15 protein-coding genes and 1 riboswitch are annotated in these 14,178 nt (G+C 70.4%); of the genes, 5 read left to right on the top strand and 10 right to left on the bottom strand.

Annotated elements, in window-relative coordinates; genetic code table 11:
* Positions 1 to 178: 178 nt before the first annotated feature.
* The gene (locus ABZ444_RS22260) at positions 179 to 514 is read right to left on the bottom strand and encodes a hypothetical protein (protein WP_357999872.1); all 336 of its coding nucleotides are present in this window, start codon (positions 512 to 514) and stop codon (positions 179 to 181) included.
* A gap of 120 nt (positions 515 to 634) precedes the next feature.
* Between ABZ444_RS22260 and ABZ444_RS22255 the strand changes: the two genes are divergently transcribed.
* Both ABZ444_RS22255 and ABZ444_RS22250 read left to right on the top strand, forming a co-directional pair.
* Positions 635 to 2,635, top strand: coding sequence for an AAA family ATPase (locus ABZ444_RS22255; RefSeq protein WP_357999869.1), 2,001 nt, complete (start codon positions 635 to 637; stop codon positions 2,633 to 2,635).
* Positions 2,636 to 2,697: 62 nt separating this feature from the next.
* Entirely contained in the window at positions 2,698 to 3,228 is a 531-nt protein-coding gene (locus tag ABZ444_RS22250) for a YbhB/YbcL family Raf kinase inhibitor-like protein (RefSeq protein WP_357999866.1), read from the top strand.
* 100 nt (positions 3,229 to 3,328) lie between these two features.
* Here ABZ444_RS22250 and ABZ444_RS22245 read toward each other — a convergent pair whose 3' ends face one another.
* The 6 genes from ABZ444_RS22245 to ABZ444_RS22220 all read right to left on the bottom strand — a co-directional run bounded on the left by ABZ444_RS22245 (position 3,329) and on the right by ABZ444_RS22220 (position 8,753).
* Positions 3,329 to 3,865 (bottom strand): hypothetical protein, encoded by a 537-nt coding sequence (locus ABZ444_RS22245; protein ID WP_357999863.1) that lies wholly within the window; start codon positions 3,863 to 3,865, stop codon positions 3,329 to 3,331.
* A gap of 152 nt (positions 3,866 to 4,017) precedes the next feature.
* Positions 4,018 to 5,646: a chaperonin GroEL gene (groL, locus tag ABZ444_RS22240; protein WP_352361718.1), complete on the bottom strand. Its 1,629-nt coding sequence runs from the start codon at positions 5,644 to 5,646 to the stop codon at positions 4,018 to 4,020.
* 341 nt (positions 5,647 to 5,987) lie between these two features.
* Positions 5,988 to 6,188 (bottom strand): cold-shock protein, encoded by a 201-nt coding sequence (locus tag ABZ444_RS22235; protein WP_106250594.1) that lies wholly within the window; start codon positions 6,186 to 6,188, stop codon positions 5,988 to 5,990.
* A gap of 243 nt (positions 6,189 to 6,431) precedes the next feature.
* A complete protein-coding gene (locus tag ABZ444_RS22230; protein ID WP_357976145.1) occupies positions 6,432 to 6,707 on the bottom strand; it encodes a MoaD/ThiS family protein in 276 nt (91 codons plus the stop codon).
* A gap of 25 nt (positions 6,708 to 6,732) precedes the next feature.
* On the bottom strand, positions 6,733 to 7,965 hold the full coding sequence (gene thrC / locus ABZ444_RS22225) for a threonine synthase (protein ID WP_357999860.1): 1,233 nt from the start codon (positions 7,963 to 7,965) through the stop codon (positions 6,733 to 6,735).
* 13 nt (positions 7,966 to 7,978) lie between these two features.
* Positions 7,979 to 8,119: riboswitch (SAM riboswitch) on the bottom strand.
* Between the two features lie 79 nt (positions 8,120 to 8,198).
* Positions 8,199 to 8,753 carry an RNA polymerase sigma factor gene (locus ABZ444_RS22220; protein WP_352320880.1) on the bottom strand — a complete coding sequence of 185 codons (555 nt, stop codon included), beginning with the start codon at positions 8,751 to 8,753 and terminating at the stop codon, positions 8,199 to 8,201.
* 31 nt (positions 8,754 to 8,784) lie between these two features.
* Between ABZ444_RS22220 and ABZ444_RS22215 the strand changes: the two genes are divergently transcribed.
* Complete coding sequence (locus ABZ444_RS22215) at positions 8,785 to 10,209, top strand: trehalose-6-phosphate synthase (protein WP_357999856.1); 1,425 nt, start codon at positions 8,785 to 8,787, stop codon at positions 10,207 to 10,209.
* 41 nt (positions 10,210 to 10,250) lie between these two features.
* Positions 10,251 to 11,435, top strand: a complete 1,185-nt coding sequence (locus ABZ444_RS22210; RefSeq protein ID WP_357999853.1) for a hypothetical protein — start codon at positions 10,251 to 10,253, stop codon at positions 11,433 to 11,435.
* Here the strand turns inward: ABZ444_RS22210 and ABZ444_RS22205 are convergent.
* The 3 genes from ABZ444_RS22205 to ABZ444_RS22195 all read right to left on the bottom strand — a co-directional run bounded on the left by ABZ444_RS22205 (position 11,413) and on the right by ABZ444_RS22195 (position 13,215).
* Positions 11,413 to 11,997, bottom strand: a complete 585-nt coding sequence (locus tag ABZ444_RS22205; protein WP_357999850.1) for a hypothetical protein — start codon at positions 11,995 to 11,997, stop codon at positions 11,413 to 11,415. The two genes, ABZ444_RS22210 and ABZ444_RS22205, sit on opposite strands and share 23 nt — an antisense overlap.
* A 108-nt stretch (positions 11,998 to 12,105) precedes the next feature.
* The gene (gene otsB, locus ABZ444_RS22200; protein WP_357999847.1) at positions 12,106 to 12,876 is read right to left on the bottom strand and encodes a trehalose-phosphatase; all 771 of its coding nucleotides are present in this window, start codon (positions 12,874 to 12,876) and stop codon (positions 12,106 to 12,108) included.
* A gap of 39 nt (positions 12,877 to 12,915) precedes the next feature.
* Complete coding sequence (locus tag ABZ444_RS22195) at positions 12,916 to 13,215, bottom strand: DUF3263 domain-containing protein (RefSeq protein WP_357976129.1); 300 nt, start codon at positions 13,213 to 13,215, stop codon at positions 12,916 to 12,918.
* Between the two features lie 120 nt (positions 13,216 to 13,335).
* On the opposite strand from ABZ444_RS22195, the gene ABZ444_RS22190 reads away from it, so the two are divergent.
* A complete protein-coding gene (locus tag ABZ444_RS22190) occupies positions 13,336 to 14,142 on the top strand; it encodes an SAM-dependent chlorinase/fluorinase (protein ID WP_357999844.1) in 807 nt (268 codons plus the stop codon).
* Positions 14,143 to 14,178 lie beyond the last annotated feature (36 nt).

The following is a 14,178-nucleotide window of genomic DNA, read 5'->3' as shown; positions in this document are numbered from 1 at the left end:
ACGGCGTTTATGTCACGTCCACGAGACTCCACGGGTCGTCGACATCGAACCACCCCCCTCACCTGCGTACTATCACGCCGCCTGCGACATACCCCCATGATCCGACAAACGCACCTGAAATGCCCGACTTTTTCGGTATTCCCACGTTCACTCAGAGATACGGTCTTTGCCGGGTTCGCTAGCCGGACAGCAGGCCGCCGAGGAACAGCACCGCTCCGGCGACGACCCATGCGGCGACCCCCGTCCCCATGAGGCGGCCGAACGTGCGCGGGTCCTGCCGGAACGCCGGGACCAGCCAGGCGGCCAGCGTGGCGCAGGCGGCCGGCGCGGCGAACAACCCCGAGGCCGTGGAGACCGCGCCGAGACGCCGGGAGCACGCCGACGGAGGCTCGCCGCCCGCGCAGAACGCCTCCAGCCCCCAGCCGGCGAAGACCGACATCCCCCAGAGCGCCGCCAGCAGGAAGCTCGCGACCGTGGGGATCATCGGCGAGAGAACCAGGCGAAGCCGCGCCACCTTCCCTCCTTACCCCGCCGCGCGCCGGTAAATGCTTTGGAGGCACCGGACGGCCGCCGTTAAACTAGTCGATTCGCTGCCTTGACCACCTCCGTTTTCGACCATGGGAGGCGCTTTCGCATGCCCACACATCAACTGGCTCCCGACATACCCTCCGACGTGCTCGCCGCCGAGCAGGCCCACCTGGCCGAGTCCAGGGCCGCGCTCAAGGCGATGCGGGCCCACGCCCAGTCGTTGTCGGCCGACGCGGCCGGCGACTGGGTCTCGCAGCAGATCCTCCAGTCGCTGCTGGACCAGCGCGTGGCCGCGCTGGCCGACCATCCGGACACCCCGCTGTTCTTCGGCCGCCTCGACCGCGAGGGCGGTGACGACCTGCCGGGCGTCATCTACGTCGGCCGTCGCCACGTGCACGACGGCACCAGCCGGCCGCTGGTCATCGACTGGCGCGCGCCGGTGTCCCGCGCGTTCTACCAGGCCAGCCCGGCCGACCCCATGGGCGTCGTCCGCCGCCGCCGCTTCGGCTACCACGGCGGCGCGCTGACCGCGTTCGAGGACGAGCCGCTCGGCGAGGGCGGCGAGGTCGGCCCCTCGAAGATCCTGACCGAGGAGATCGAACGCCCGCGCACCGGCCCGATGCGCGACATCGTGGCCACCATCCAGCCAGACCAGGACGAGATCGTCCGCGCGACGCTGGCCCAGACCGTGTGCGTCCAGGGCGCCCCCGGCACCGGGAAGACCGCCGTGGGCCTTCACCGGGCCGCGTACCTGCTGTTCACCCACCGCGAGCGGCTGGCTCGGTCGGGCGTGATGATCGTGGGCCCGAACCGGGCGTTCCTGTCCTACATCTCCTCCGTCCTGCCCGCGCTGGGCGAGGTCAAGGTCGACCAGACCACCGTGGCCGGGCTGCTCGGCGAGCACGCCGCCGAGGAGGACCCGATGGTCTCCGCGGTCAAGGGCGACGCCAGGATGGCCGCGGTGCTCGAACGGGCGCTCTGGATGCACATCGTCAAGCCCGAGGACGGCCTGGTGTTCACGAAGGGCGCCTACCGCTACCGGGTCGCCGACCACGAGGTGCGCGAGATGGTGGCCTCCCTGCGCGGCACCACCCGCTACCTGCCGGGGCGGGCCGCGCTGGCCCAGCGCCTGGCCCACCAGGTGCTGGTACGCATGGAGCAGCGCGGCGAGTCGCCCGACGACCGGGTCCAGGACGCGGTGGCCAGGTCGAGGCCGGTCAAGCAGCTCGTCGACGCGGTGTGGCCGAAGCTGACGCCGGAACAGGTCCTGCACCGCCTGTTGTCCGATCCGGAATTCCTTGCAAAAGCCGCCAAAACTGATTTGTCGCCTGACGAGCAGGAAATGCTGCTTTGGCGGAAGCCTTATCGGAGTTGGAAGTCCGCCAAATGGTCGGCCGCCGACGCCGCGCTCCTCGACGAGCTGCGCGACCTCATGGAGCGCACCCCGTCCCTCGGCCACCTCGTCGTGGACGAGGCCCAGGACCTGTCCGAGATGCAGCTACGGGCGCTCGGCCGGCGCTGCCGCAACGGCTCGGCCACCGTGCTCGGCGACCTGGCCCAGGGCACCACGCCGTGGTCCACCAGCTCGTGGGAGACCGTGCTGAAGCACCTCGGCCAGGACGAGGGCGAGGTGACCGAGCTGACGCTCGGCTTCCGCGTGCCGCGCGAGGTGCTCGACTACGCGGCCCGCCTGCTGCCCTCGATCGCCCCCGCGCTGGCCGCCCCGCGGTCGCTGCGTCCGGGCGCGGGCTCGCTCACGGTCCGGCCCGGCGGGACGGTCGCCGAGGCCGCCCGGGAGGTCCTGGCCAGGGAGGGCTCGATCGGGGTCATCGTCCCCGACGCGATGGTGGCGGGGGTCTCCGAGTCGCTGTCCGGCCTGCCGCACGCGGTGCTCGACCCCGACGCGACGCAGGAGCACCGCCTGCTGATCGTGCCCGCCACGCTGGCCAAGGGCCTGGAGTACGACCACGTGATCGTCGTGGAGCCGGCCGACATCGTCGAGGCCGAGCCCCGGGGCCTGGCCCGCCTGTACGTGGTCCTGACCCGCGCGGTCACCTCGCTCACCGTGCTGCACGACAGGCCGCTCCCGGCGCAGCTCGGAACCTGACGGAGGGCGGGCACGGCCGCTTCTAGGATGACCTGAAGGAGCTGTCGACCTAGGAGGATGCCGTGCCCGCACCGCTGCCACATGAACACCTGCCCCCGGTCCCCGCGCTCGTGGTGGAGAGCGACGACATCCGCGACGGCGAGCGGCTGAACGACCTCCACGTCTTCGACGACTGGGGGATGACCGGCGGGAACGTCTCGCCCCAGCTGCGCTGGTCGGGCGCCCCCGAGGGCACCCGCGGCTACGCCGTCACCTGCCACGACCCCGACGCCCCCACCGGCAGCGGCTTCTGGCACTGGGTGCTGTTCGACCTGCCCGGCGACACCGCGGAGCTGCCCAGGGGCGCGGGCACCGGCCCCGACTTCAAGGGCCTGCCCGCCGGCGCTGCCCACGCCCGCAACGACTACGGCACCAAAGAGTACGGCGGCGCCGCTCCCCCGCCCGGCGCCCCCCACCGCTACGTCTTCACGGTGCACGCGCTGGGGGTCGACGAGCTGGGCGTCGGCAGCGACGCGAGCCCGGCGGTGGTCGGCTTCAACATCACCGCCAACACGCTGGCCCGCGGTCACATCGTCGCCCACTTCGGCGTCTGAGACCGGCACAACACCGCGGCGAAGGCGCCCCGTTCACGTACGGGGCGCCTTCGCCGTGGTGCCGCGTCGGGTTCGTACGCCCGGCGTCACCAGACGGGGTTCAGTCGCCCTGCACCAGTTCGTCCGAGAACGTGATGTCCCCGGGCGCGTTGGACGACAGGTCCTCGCTCTCGCCGGCCGTCTGACCCTCGAAGGCGTCCGAGGCGTCCTCGCGCTCGCCGGACATGTCGGCGCCTTCGTCCGAGGCGTCCTGACGCTCGCCCGACATGTCCGCGCCTTCGTCCGAGGCGTCCTGGCGCTCGCCCGACATGTCCGCGCCTTCGTCCGAGGCGTCCTGGCGCTCGCCGGACCTGTCGTCGGCCTCCTCCGACGACCTGTCCTCGCCTTCCTCCGACGACCTGTCCTCGCCCTCCTCCGACATCTCCCCGCGCTCGTCCGACGACGTCCACCTCGACGGCGAGGCGCAGTAGTCGCGGTCGTACAGTTCCAGGTAGCCCGCGCAGTAGGGCACGTCCACGTACTCCAGGGCCTCGTCCAGGTAGCCGTGGTCGTCTGCCTGGGCGGGCATCGTCATGGCGGCCGCGGCGGCCACCATGACGGCTCCGAGCCCGAGAACGCGCGCGGTGCGGGAATTCATGTAACTACTCCTTTGTGCGGTGAATCGTCACTTCGTTTCGTTACTGTCCGTAGTCAATAACTACTAAACGTGACGGGACCGGACACAACAAAAGGCGGCCGGATCCTTGGAGATCCGAACCGCCTTCTGATGCGTCAGCGACCAGGCGAGGCCTAGAAGTCCATGTCGCCGCCGCCGGGCATGCCGGCCGGAGCAGCAGGGGTCTTCTCGGGCTTCTCGGCGATGACGGCCTCGGTGGTGAGGAAGAGCGCCGCGATGGAAGCGGCGTTCTGCAGCGCGGAGCGCGTCACCTTGGCCGGGTCGATGATCCCGGAGTCGAACATGTTGACGTACTCGCCGGTAGCGGCGTTGAGGCCCTCGCCCGGGGTCAGGTTGCGCACCTTCTCCACGACGACGCCGCCCTCGAGGCCGGCGTTGACCGCGATCTGCTTGAGGGGCTCCTCAAGAGCCTTCTTCACGATCGCCGCGCCGGTGGCCTCGTCGCCGTTGAGCTCGAGCTTGTCGAACGCCTTGGCGCCGGCCTGCAGCAGCGCCACGCCACCGCCGGGGACGATGCCCTCCTCGACGGCCGCCTTGGCGTTGCGCACGGCGTCCTCGATGCGGTGCTTGCGCTCCTTGAGCTCGACCTCGGTCGCCGCACCGGCCTTGATGACCGCCACGCCACCGGCCAGCTTGGCCAGGCGCTCCTGCAGCTTCTCGCGGTCGTAGTCGGAGTCGGTGCGCTCGATCTCGGCGCGGATCTCGTTGACCCGGCCGGAGATCGCCTCGGCGTCACCGGCGCCGTCGACGATGGTGGTCTCGTCCTTGGTCACCACGACCTTGCGGGCGCGGCCGAGCAGGTCGAGGGTGGCGGTCTCGAGCTTGAGGCCGACCTCCTCGGCGATGACCTGACCGCCGGTCAGGATCGCGATGTCGCCCAGCATGGCCTTGCGGCGGTCGCCGAAGCCCGGGGCCTTGACGGCCACGGAGCGGAACAGGCCGCGGATCTTGTTGACCACCAGGGTCGCCAGGGCCTCGCCGTCGACGTCCTCGGCGATGATCAGCAGCGGCTTGCCGGACTGCACGACCTTGTCGAGCAGCGGCAGCAGGTCCTTGTTGGCCGAGACCTTGCTGTTGACGATCAGGATGTACGGGTCTTCGAGAACGGCCTCCATGCGGTCGGAGTCGGTCACGAAGTACATCGACGTCATGCCCTTGTCGAAGCGCATGCCCTCGGTGAGCTCCAGCTCGAGACCGAAGGTGTTGCTCTCCTCGACGGTGATGACGCCTTCCTTGCCGACCTTGTCCATCGCCTCGGCGATGAGCGAGCCGATCTCGGGGTCGGCGGCGGAGATGGAGGCGGTGGAAGCGATCTGCTCCTTGGTCTCCACATCCTTGGCCAGCTTGGAGAGCTCCTCGCTGACCCGCTCGACGGCGGCCTCGATGCCCTTCTTCAGGGCCATCGGGTTGGCGCCGGCGGCGACGTTGCGCAGACCTTCGCGCACCAGAGCCTGGGCGAGCACGGTGGCCGTGGTGGTGCCGTCGCCGGCGACGTCGTCAGTCTTCTTGGCGACTTCCTTGACCAGCTCGGCGCCGATCTTCTCCCACGGGTCCTCGAGCTCGATCTCCTTGGCGATGGAGACACCGTCGTTGGTGATCGTGGGAGCGCCCCACTTCTTCTCCAGCACGACGTTGCGCCCCTTGGGGCCCAAGGTCACCTTGACGGCGTCGGCGAGCTGGTTCATACCGCGCTCGAGACCGCGCCGGGCGTCCTCGTCAAACGCGATCATCTTGGCTGCCATAAGGCTAGACCTCCCAGATGCAGGGTGGCGTGTCCTGGATCGAGCCGACGCCCGCGACGGCATAGGCCTGCATCTCCGTTCGGCAGACCCCATCGTCTCGATCCGAGTTGTTGGCACTCTGCCACACAGAGTGCCAACGAACTGTTTAGCACTCTACCCTGCCGAGTGCAAGCCACGGGCACCCCACCCCAGCTCATCGGGCAGGTCATCGGGTGCGCCGGTTCGTACGGCGAGCCGCCCCAAAGGTGCGACCCGCCGTGCGAAGCCGACGGAGGAACAGTGACGAGCCGTACGGACTGCGCTGCCGCACGTCCCGCCTGGTGCATACCAGCGAGGGTGAATCAGACCGTGCGGACGGACTCCGCCTGCGGCCCCTTCTGGCCCTGCGTGATCTCGAACTCGACACGCTGTCCCTGTTCGAGAGAGCGGTACCCGTCCATCATGATCGCTGAGTAATGGACGAATACATCCTTACCACCGTCTACCGCGATGAAGCCGTAGCCCTTGTCCGCGTTGAACCACTTGACGGTGCCCTGCGCCACTTCCGACTCCTCTTACTGGGCTCGCAGATCTCGCCCATTCCTTCGCGAGACCCGTAATCGCATGACTTTTGGGAAAATCAGCCAGACGATCGCCCTCGACCATACCTGTGGCACGGGGTTTGGCAACAGAGTCAACCGACAAAACGCTAATTTCATCGAAGGCTGAGTCGTTCGAGGTTGAATTTGGTTCTAAAACAAGAAGGCGCCCACAAGGGGCGCCTTCAAGAGTGGGTGGTCCGGCGGTCAGCCGCCCGCGACGGCAGGGATGATGGAGATCTGAGCGCCTTCAGGGGCGGGAGTGTCCAGCCCCTCGACGAAACGGACATCCTCTTCGCCAACGTATACGTTGACAAAACGACGAATCTTGCCCGATTCATCCAGAATTCTCGCGCCGATCCCCGGGTAGTCGGAGTCGAGCTTGGCGAGAACGTCACGAAGAGTCGCCCCTTCGCCACTCACCTCGGCGTTACCCCCGGTGTAAGTGCGCAGAATGGTGGGAATCCGCACAGAAACGCTCATGGTTTTTGTTGCCTTTCCTGGATTGTCAGACAGTCGCGCGGAACGCGTCGAGAGAGGGCCGGATCACGGCGGTGGGCCGCGCGTCGTCGCTGATCGCGTCGAGCGTCTTGAGGCCGTCGCCGGTGTTCAGGACCACGGTCTCGGCCTCGGGGTCGAGCCTGCCCGTCTCGACGAGCTTCTTCAGCACGCCCACCGTGACGCCGCCCGCGGTCTCGGCGAAGATGCCCTCGGTGGAGGCCAGGAGCTTGATGGCGGCGACGATCTCGGGGTCGGTGACGTCCTCGACGCCCCCGCCCGTACGCCGGGCGATGTCCAGCACGTACGGCCCGTCGGCGGGGTTGCCGATGGCCAGCGACTTGGCGATCGTGTCCGGCTTGACCGGCTGGACCACGTCGTGCCCCGCCTTGTACGCCGTCGAGACCGGCGAGCACCCGGCCGCCTGGGCCCCGAACACCTTGTACGGGGTGTCCTCGACCAGCCCGAGCGTGATCAGCTCCTTGAACCCCTTGTCGATCTTCGTGAGCTGGGAGCCGGAGGCGATGGGGATGACGATCTGCTCGGGCAGCCGCCAGCCGAGCTGCTCGGCGATCTCGTACGCGAGCGTCTTGGACCCCTCGGCGTAGTAGGGCCGCAGGTTGACGTTGACGAACCCCCACTGCTCGCCCAGCGGGTCGCCGATCAGCTCGGAACAGAACCGGTTGACCTCGTCGTACGTGCCGTCGATGCCGATCAGCCGGCCGCCGAACACCCGGGCCATGGCGATCTTGGCCGCCTCGAGGTCGGCCGGGATGAACACGCACGCGTCGAGGCCGGCCCGCGCGGCGGCGGCGGTGACCGCGCCGGCGAGGTTGCCCGTGGAGGAGCAGGAGAGCGTGTGGAAACCGAAGTTCCTGGCCGCCTCGACGGCGATGGCGACCACCCGGTCCTTGAAGGAGTGGGTGGGGTTGCCCGAGTCGTCCTTCACGTGCAGGGACCGGATGCCGAGCGCCTTGCCGAGGTTGCCGGCCTTGACCAGCTTCGTCCAGCCCGGGTTCATGTTGGGCTTGCTCGCCACGTCGGCGGGGACGGGGAGCAGGGAGCGGTAGCGCCAGATGTTGGCGGGGCCGGACTCGATGTCCGCGCGGGTCACCTGGCCGAAGGAGTAGGCCGCTTCGAGCGGCCCGAAACACTCCAGGCAGGCGAAGCTGGGGCCCAGGGGGTAGCGCGTGCCGCACTCGCGGCAGGACAGAGCGACGGCAGGACCAAAGTCGAGCGACATGAAGCGAGGCCTTCCCTCATCTTCGCCCGCGGCCACCTTGACCGCGAACCGGAATTGGCACCTTGTCCCGGTCGGCCTCGCCAGGTCGCGAGCACAAGCCGGGAGGGTTGCCGGGGCTTCGCAGGGCCGGTCCCTCCACCCCTCTGGATGAGCAATATTCAGTTGTCGAAAAGGACTCTACCTTCTCAAGTGGCGGAAACAACCGCCCGTCTCACGATTTGAGAGGACACGTCTCACCGATAGTCCTCCCCGAGGACTCCCTGCACGTACTTGCGGGCCTGGTGGATGCGGGACTTGGCCGTGCCGAGCGGGATGTTGAGCTGCTCGGCCACCTCGCTGTAGTCGAGCTGGACGATGTCGCGCAGCACCAGCGCCTGGGCCAGGTCGGGCTTGTCGGCCTCCAGCGCCTCCATCGCGTCGAGCAGGTCGAGCCGCGAGCCGGCGATCACGCTGACCCGCCGCGCGTCCGGCTTCTGCATCGGCAGCTCCTCCGACGTCTGCTCGGCGGCCCTGCGCTTCAGCGAGCGGTACGTGGTGCGCGCGCAGTTGGCGGTCACGATGTGCAGCCAGGTGCTGAACCTGGCCCGCCCCTCGAACCGGCCGATGTTGCGCGCCACGGCCAGCAGAGTGTCCTGCGAGGCTTCTTCGGCGTCCTGGTGATAGGGCAGGATCCGAGCGCAGTGGCGCATCACGTCAGGCTCGATCCTGGCCAGGAGCTCGCCGAGCGCGCGATGGTCTCCGGCCGCGGCCGAGCGGGCGAGTTCCTCGGTTAGCTCATCTAGCGCCATAGCTGGGATCCTATGGGCGAAGGGAGCCCAAATGAACAGCGTTCTCGTGGCGTCCAACCGCGGGCCGGTCTCCTTCACCGTCGACGACGACGGTGAGCTGACCATGAAACGCGGTGGTGGCGGCCTCGTCTCGGGCCTGTCGGGGGTGGCCAAGGAGCACGGCGTGCTGTGGGTGTGCGCCGCGCTGTCCGACGGCGACCGCAGCGCCGTGCGCCTGGCCCCGGGGGGCCGGCTCGACCGCGGCGGCTACGACACGGGCGCCCTGCGGATGCTCGACATCCCCGCGGCCACCTTCCACCGCGCCTACAACGCCGTGGCCAACTCGACCCTCTGGTTCGTCAACCACCTGCTGTACGACATCCCCAACTCCCCCAGTTTCGGCACCAAGTTCCGGCGCGAGTGGGAGTCCTACCGCGACTACAACGGCGCGTTCGCGCTGGCGCTGGCCGAGGAGGCCGGGCACGGCGCGCGCGTGATGGTCCAGGACTACCACCTGACGCTCACCCCGGCGATGCTCCGCGCCGAGCGGCCCGACCTGCGCATCGCCCACTTCAGCCACACGCCGTGGGCGCCTCCCGAGTACTTCTCCCTGCTGCCCGACGCGGTGACCAGGGAGGTGCTCGACGGCATCCTGGGGGCCGACCACGCGGGCTTCCTCACCGCCCGGTGGGCGGCGGCGTTCATGGACTGCTGCGAGGCGCTGCTGGGCGCGCGGGTGGACCGCGCGGCCCGCACGGTCACCCACGAGGGCAGGACGACCCGCGTCGGCGTGCACAGCCTGGGCGTGGACGGCGCGGCGCTGTGGGCGCGGGCCTGCGAGCCCGACGTCGAGTCGCACATGGCCGCGCTGGCCGAGCAGGTGGCCGGCCGCCGGCTGGTCGTCCGCATCGACCGCACCGAGCTGTCCAAGAACATCGTGCGCGGGCTGCTGGCCTACCGGGAGTTCCTGGCCGCCCATCCGGAGTGGCACGGCAAGGTGGTCCACCTGGCCTTCGCCTACCCAAGCCGGCACGACCTGCCCGAATACCGCGAGTACACCGCGTCGGTGCAGCGCTGCGCGCGCGAGATCGAGGACGAGTACGCCACCGAGGACTGGGACCCGGTCATCCTCAACGTCAACGACGACTACCCGCGCTCGCTGGCCGCCTACCGGCTGGCGGACGTGCTGCTGGTCAACCCCATCCGCGACGGCATGAACCTGGTCGCCAAGGAGGGGCCGGTCCTGTCGCCGCGCTGCGCCCTGGTGCTCTCGCGCGAGGCGGGGGCGGCGGCCGAGCTGGGGCCGTACGCGCTGGTGGTCAACCCCTACGACGTGAGCGGCACGGCGGACGCGCTGCACGAGGCGCTGGTGATGCCCGAGGACGAACGCAGGCGGCGCCGCGACCGGCTGCACGAGGCGGCCACCGCGCTGCCGCCGCACAAGTGGCTGGAGTCCCAACTCGACGCCCTGCTTTAACATGAGAAGTCGGGTTCACTGCCAATGACGGAGGCTGCCGGGTGTCGACGGTCTCAGTGCCCATCAGACTCGTCCGGGACCGTCCGACCTGGCTCATCTACTTCCTGCTCGGCACGTTCGCCACGTTCGTGTACGGCCTGAGCGCCGCCCTCCCGCTCCTGCGCGCCGACCAGCGCACCACGGCCACCGTCGCCGGGCTGCACGGCACCGCCATGGCGGTCGGGACGATCGGCGCCGGGCTCGCGCTCCCCCTGCTCACCAGGCTGCTCGGCCGGCGCTCGACGTGCTGGTTCGGCCTGGCCGGGATGAACGCCGGCGTGCTGCTGGTCATGGCCACCTCCGCGCTGCCCCTGACGCTGCTCGGCTACGGCGTGGCCGGCGGCTTCGGCTCGGTCATGCTCTACGCGGCGATGGCCGAGCTCAGCGACCACCACGGGCCCGCCGGACCGGCCGCGCTCAGCGAGGCCAACGCCGTGGGCGTGCTGGTGGGGATGGTGGCGACGTTCGTGCTCAGCCAGGTGGCGCAGAGCGCGCTCGGCTGGCGGTCCGCCCTGCTGGTCACCCCGGCCGTCAGCGCCCTGCTCGCGCTGGCGCTGGGCCGCTCCTGGCCCGCGCCCCGGCGGGCCGCCGGAGGGCGGGGCGACGTGATCACCGGGGAGGCCGTCCCGGCGCGGGAGGGCGGCGGGTGGCGCTTCCATCTGGCCGGCGGCGTGCTGTTCTGCTGCGTGGCGCTGGAGTTCTCGTTCAACCTGTGGGCCGCCGACCTGTTCGCCCTCAGGACGGGCGTGACGGCGGCCGTCGCGGCGACCGGGCTGACGGCGTTCGTCAGCGGCATGGCGGCGGGCAGGTTCGCGGGCGCGCAGCTCGCGCTGCGGCTGCCGGCCACGCCGCTGCTGGCCGGCGCTCTGGGGCTGATGGCCTTCGGCTGGGTGCTGTTCTGGGCGAGCACCGCGCCGATCCTGTCGTACGTGGGGCTGGCGCTGAGCGGGCTGGGCGCGTCGCTGCAGTTCCCGCTCGCGCTGAGCACGCTGATCAGCGCCTCCGGCGACCGGGCGGACCGGGCGGCGGCCGCCTCGCCCGTGTGGGCGGGCGCCGCCATGGCGATCGGCCCGCTGCTGCTCGGCGCGCTGGCCGACGGCTACGGCACCGGGAACGCGTTCCTGCTGGTGCCTGTGGTCATCGGCCTGGCGGTCGCCGGGGTGCTCATCTCCAGTCGGCGTACTTGAGCGTGTCGGCCAGGCCGGGCGTGTCCCACTGGTCGACGACGAGGATCCGGCTCTTCGGCAGGTACCACTCGCGTTGCGTGAAGCGGGCCTTGACGCCGCCGCCCGAGTAGCTGACGCACGTGGCCTGCCAGGCGTTGTAGGCGGCCTTGTGCCCGGCCCCCATCTGCCGGTAGCCCCTGGTGACCTTGGGCCCGACGACCTCGCCCCACTTGCGGTTGAGCGGGCAGGGCTGCACGTCACTGGCCGGGTAGTACGGGTCCTTGCCCGTGTAGGGCCCGAACCCCTCGGCGCCCCGCTTGATCGCGCCGGGACCGAGGATGTAGAACGCGTCGCACTCCGGCGAGCCCCAGCCCTGCGGCTTGGCGCACCGTCCGGTGACCACCTGGACGACGTCGCCGCCCGTACGGTGGACCACCCACTCGATCGGGATGTAGAGCGTCAGGCCGCCGCGCAGCTTGAGCTGCTGGGCGGGGGCGGCGGAGGCGGCGCCGGGCGCGGCGAGCACGGCCGCCAGGGTCGCCAGGGCCGCAGCCGAGGCGGCGGCGAGAGATCGTCGTGACATGCGCATCACCGTAGGACCCGCCACTTGCAGCCCAATCACGAACGGCTGAAAAGCCGCGAGCCGGCCCGGACGGCGCAAGGCCGCGAGCCGGCTCACGAACGGCTGGACTCAGGGGCGGGTGAAGGCCGTCGTCAGCTCGCGCAGCAGCGCCACCACGCCGTCGGGCCCGTCGACCACGATGTCGGCCCGCTCGGCCAGCGCGGTCACCTCGGCCGAGCCGCTGCACACGGTCACGCCGGGCAGCCCCGAGGCGCGTACGGCGTCGAAGGCGGCCAGGTCGCCGAGGTCGTCGCCGACGAACATGACGGACCTGGCGTCCCGCTCGGCCAGGAACAGCCCGAGCGCGTGGCCCTTGTCCATGCCGGGCGGGCGCAGCTCCAGGACCATGCGTCCGGGCTCGATCACCAGGCCGTGTTTCGCGGCCAGCTCGGCCAGCGGCTCGCGCAGCACGGCGAGCGCGCCCTCGGGGTCGGGGGCGCGCCTGGTGTGCACGGCCACCGCCCTGCCCTTGTCCTCGATCACCACCCCGTGCAGGCCGAGCGCGTCGAGCAGCAGGGGCAGCTCGGCCCGGACGCGCGGCACGCCGGGTGGCGGCGGCGGCGCCGAGACCCGTCCGTGCTCCCACCGTTCGAAGCCGTAGTGGCCGAGCACCACGAGGCCGGGCACGTCGGCCAGACCGGGCCCGAGTTCGAGCGCGGTGGCCGCCGGCCTGCCGGTCACGATGGCCACGGCGCCGACGTGCGCGCCCAGTTCGGCGAGCACGGCGGGGGCGTCGGGGTGGATCTTGGCGGAGGCGGGATCGGGCACGATCGGCGACAGGGTTCCGTCGAAGTCGAGCCCGATCACGGCGCCGGACGGATCTTTAAGGATCGCTTCCATACCAGGGATGTTCCTCACGCGGCTGCCGTACCCAGCCGGTCAGGGACGCATGCCGAGCCGTCTCGCCGCACGGTCGCGCTGACGGGTGGAGCGCAACCTTCGCAACCGTTTGACCAGCATCGGGTCCTGCTCCAGCGCCTCCGGTCTGTCGATCAGCTCGCCGAGCAACTGGTAGTAGCGGGTGGCCGAGAACCCGAAGGTCTCCTTGATGGCCTGCTCCTTGGCGCCCGCGTGCCGCCACCATTGGCGTTCGAAGGCGAGGAGTTCGAGATCACGGTCGGTGAGGGGTGGCTGGGACGGTTCCTGGGCAGCACTGTCACCGCTGAGCGGTGCTCCCATGATGTCCTCCTCGGGAAGGGGCGTGCGACGATCACATCGCACGCTTCGCGGCCCGTGGCCAATCGTAATGTGCGATCTGCGGCTGTTCACGGCGGATTGCCGGACGTACAGTCACCAAATGTGACCCCAGTCATCACGCTCCTCACGGACTACGGGCTCGAAGACGGCTATGTGGCCGCCTGCCACGGAGTGATCGCCGGGATCGCGCCCCAGGCGCGGGTGATCGACGTGTGCCACCTCGTCCCGTCCGGCGACGTACGGCGGGGCGCGGCGATCCTCGCGCAGACCATCCCCTACCTGCCGGAGGGCGTCCACGTCGGCGCGGTCGATCCCGGCGTGGGCGGCGCGCGGCGGTCGGTGGCGGTCGAGGCGGGCGGCCGGGTGTTCGTCGGCCCCGACAACGGCCTGCTGTCCTGGGCGGTGCACGCCAGCGGCGGCGCGCGGGCCGCGTACGCGCTCAGCAACGAGGAGCACTTCCTGCGGCCGGTGTCGCCGACCTTCCACGGCCGGGACGTCTTCTCGCCGGTCGCCGGGCGGCTGGCCGGCGGCCTGGACCCGGCCGAGCTGGGCCCCCGGGTGCCGGTCGAGCGGCTGGTCACGCTGCCCGCGCCGACCTCGCTGCTGCGGGAGGGCTCGGTCGAGGGCGAGGTCGTCTCGGTCGACCGCTACGGCAACACGCAGCTGTCGATCGCGGCCGGCGACCTGCAGGCGCTGGGCGTCCGGGTGGGCGACACGCTGGGGGTGTGGCTCGGGCGGCGGCAGCTCGCGATGCCCTTCCGCGCCACGTTCGCGGCGGTGCCGCCGGGCGAGCTGGTGGCGTTCACGGACTCGGCGGGGCTGATCGCCATCGCGGTCAACTCCGGCGACGCGGCACAGCGGCTGGGGCTCCCACCTGGAGCCCATGTCCGACTTTCGCCGACACCCTAGGGCGAATAGCCGCATAACATCAATTACTCCGCGTAT

Origin of the sequence: Nonomuraea sp. NPDC005730 (assembly GCF_040630865.1) — a bacterium.
Lineage (GTDB): Bacteria > Actinomycetota > Actinomycetes > Streptosporangiales > Streptosporangiaceae > Nonomuraea.
This window is presented reverse-complemented; position numbering and strand designations above follow the sequence as displayed.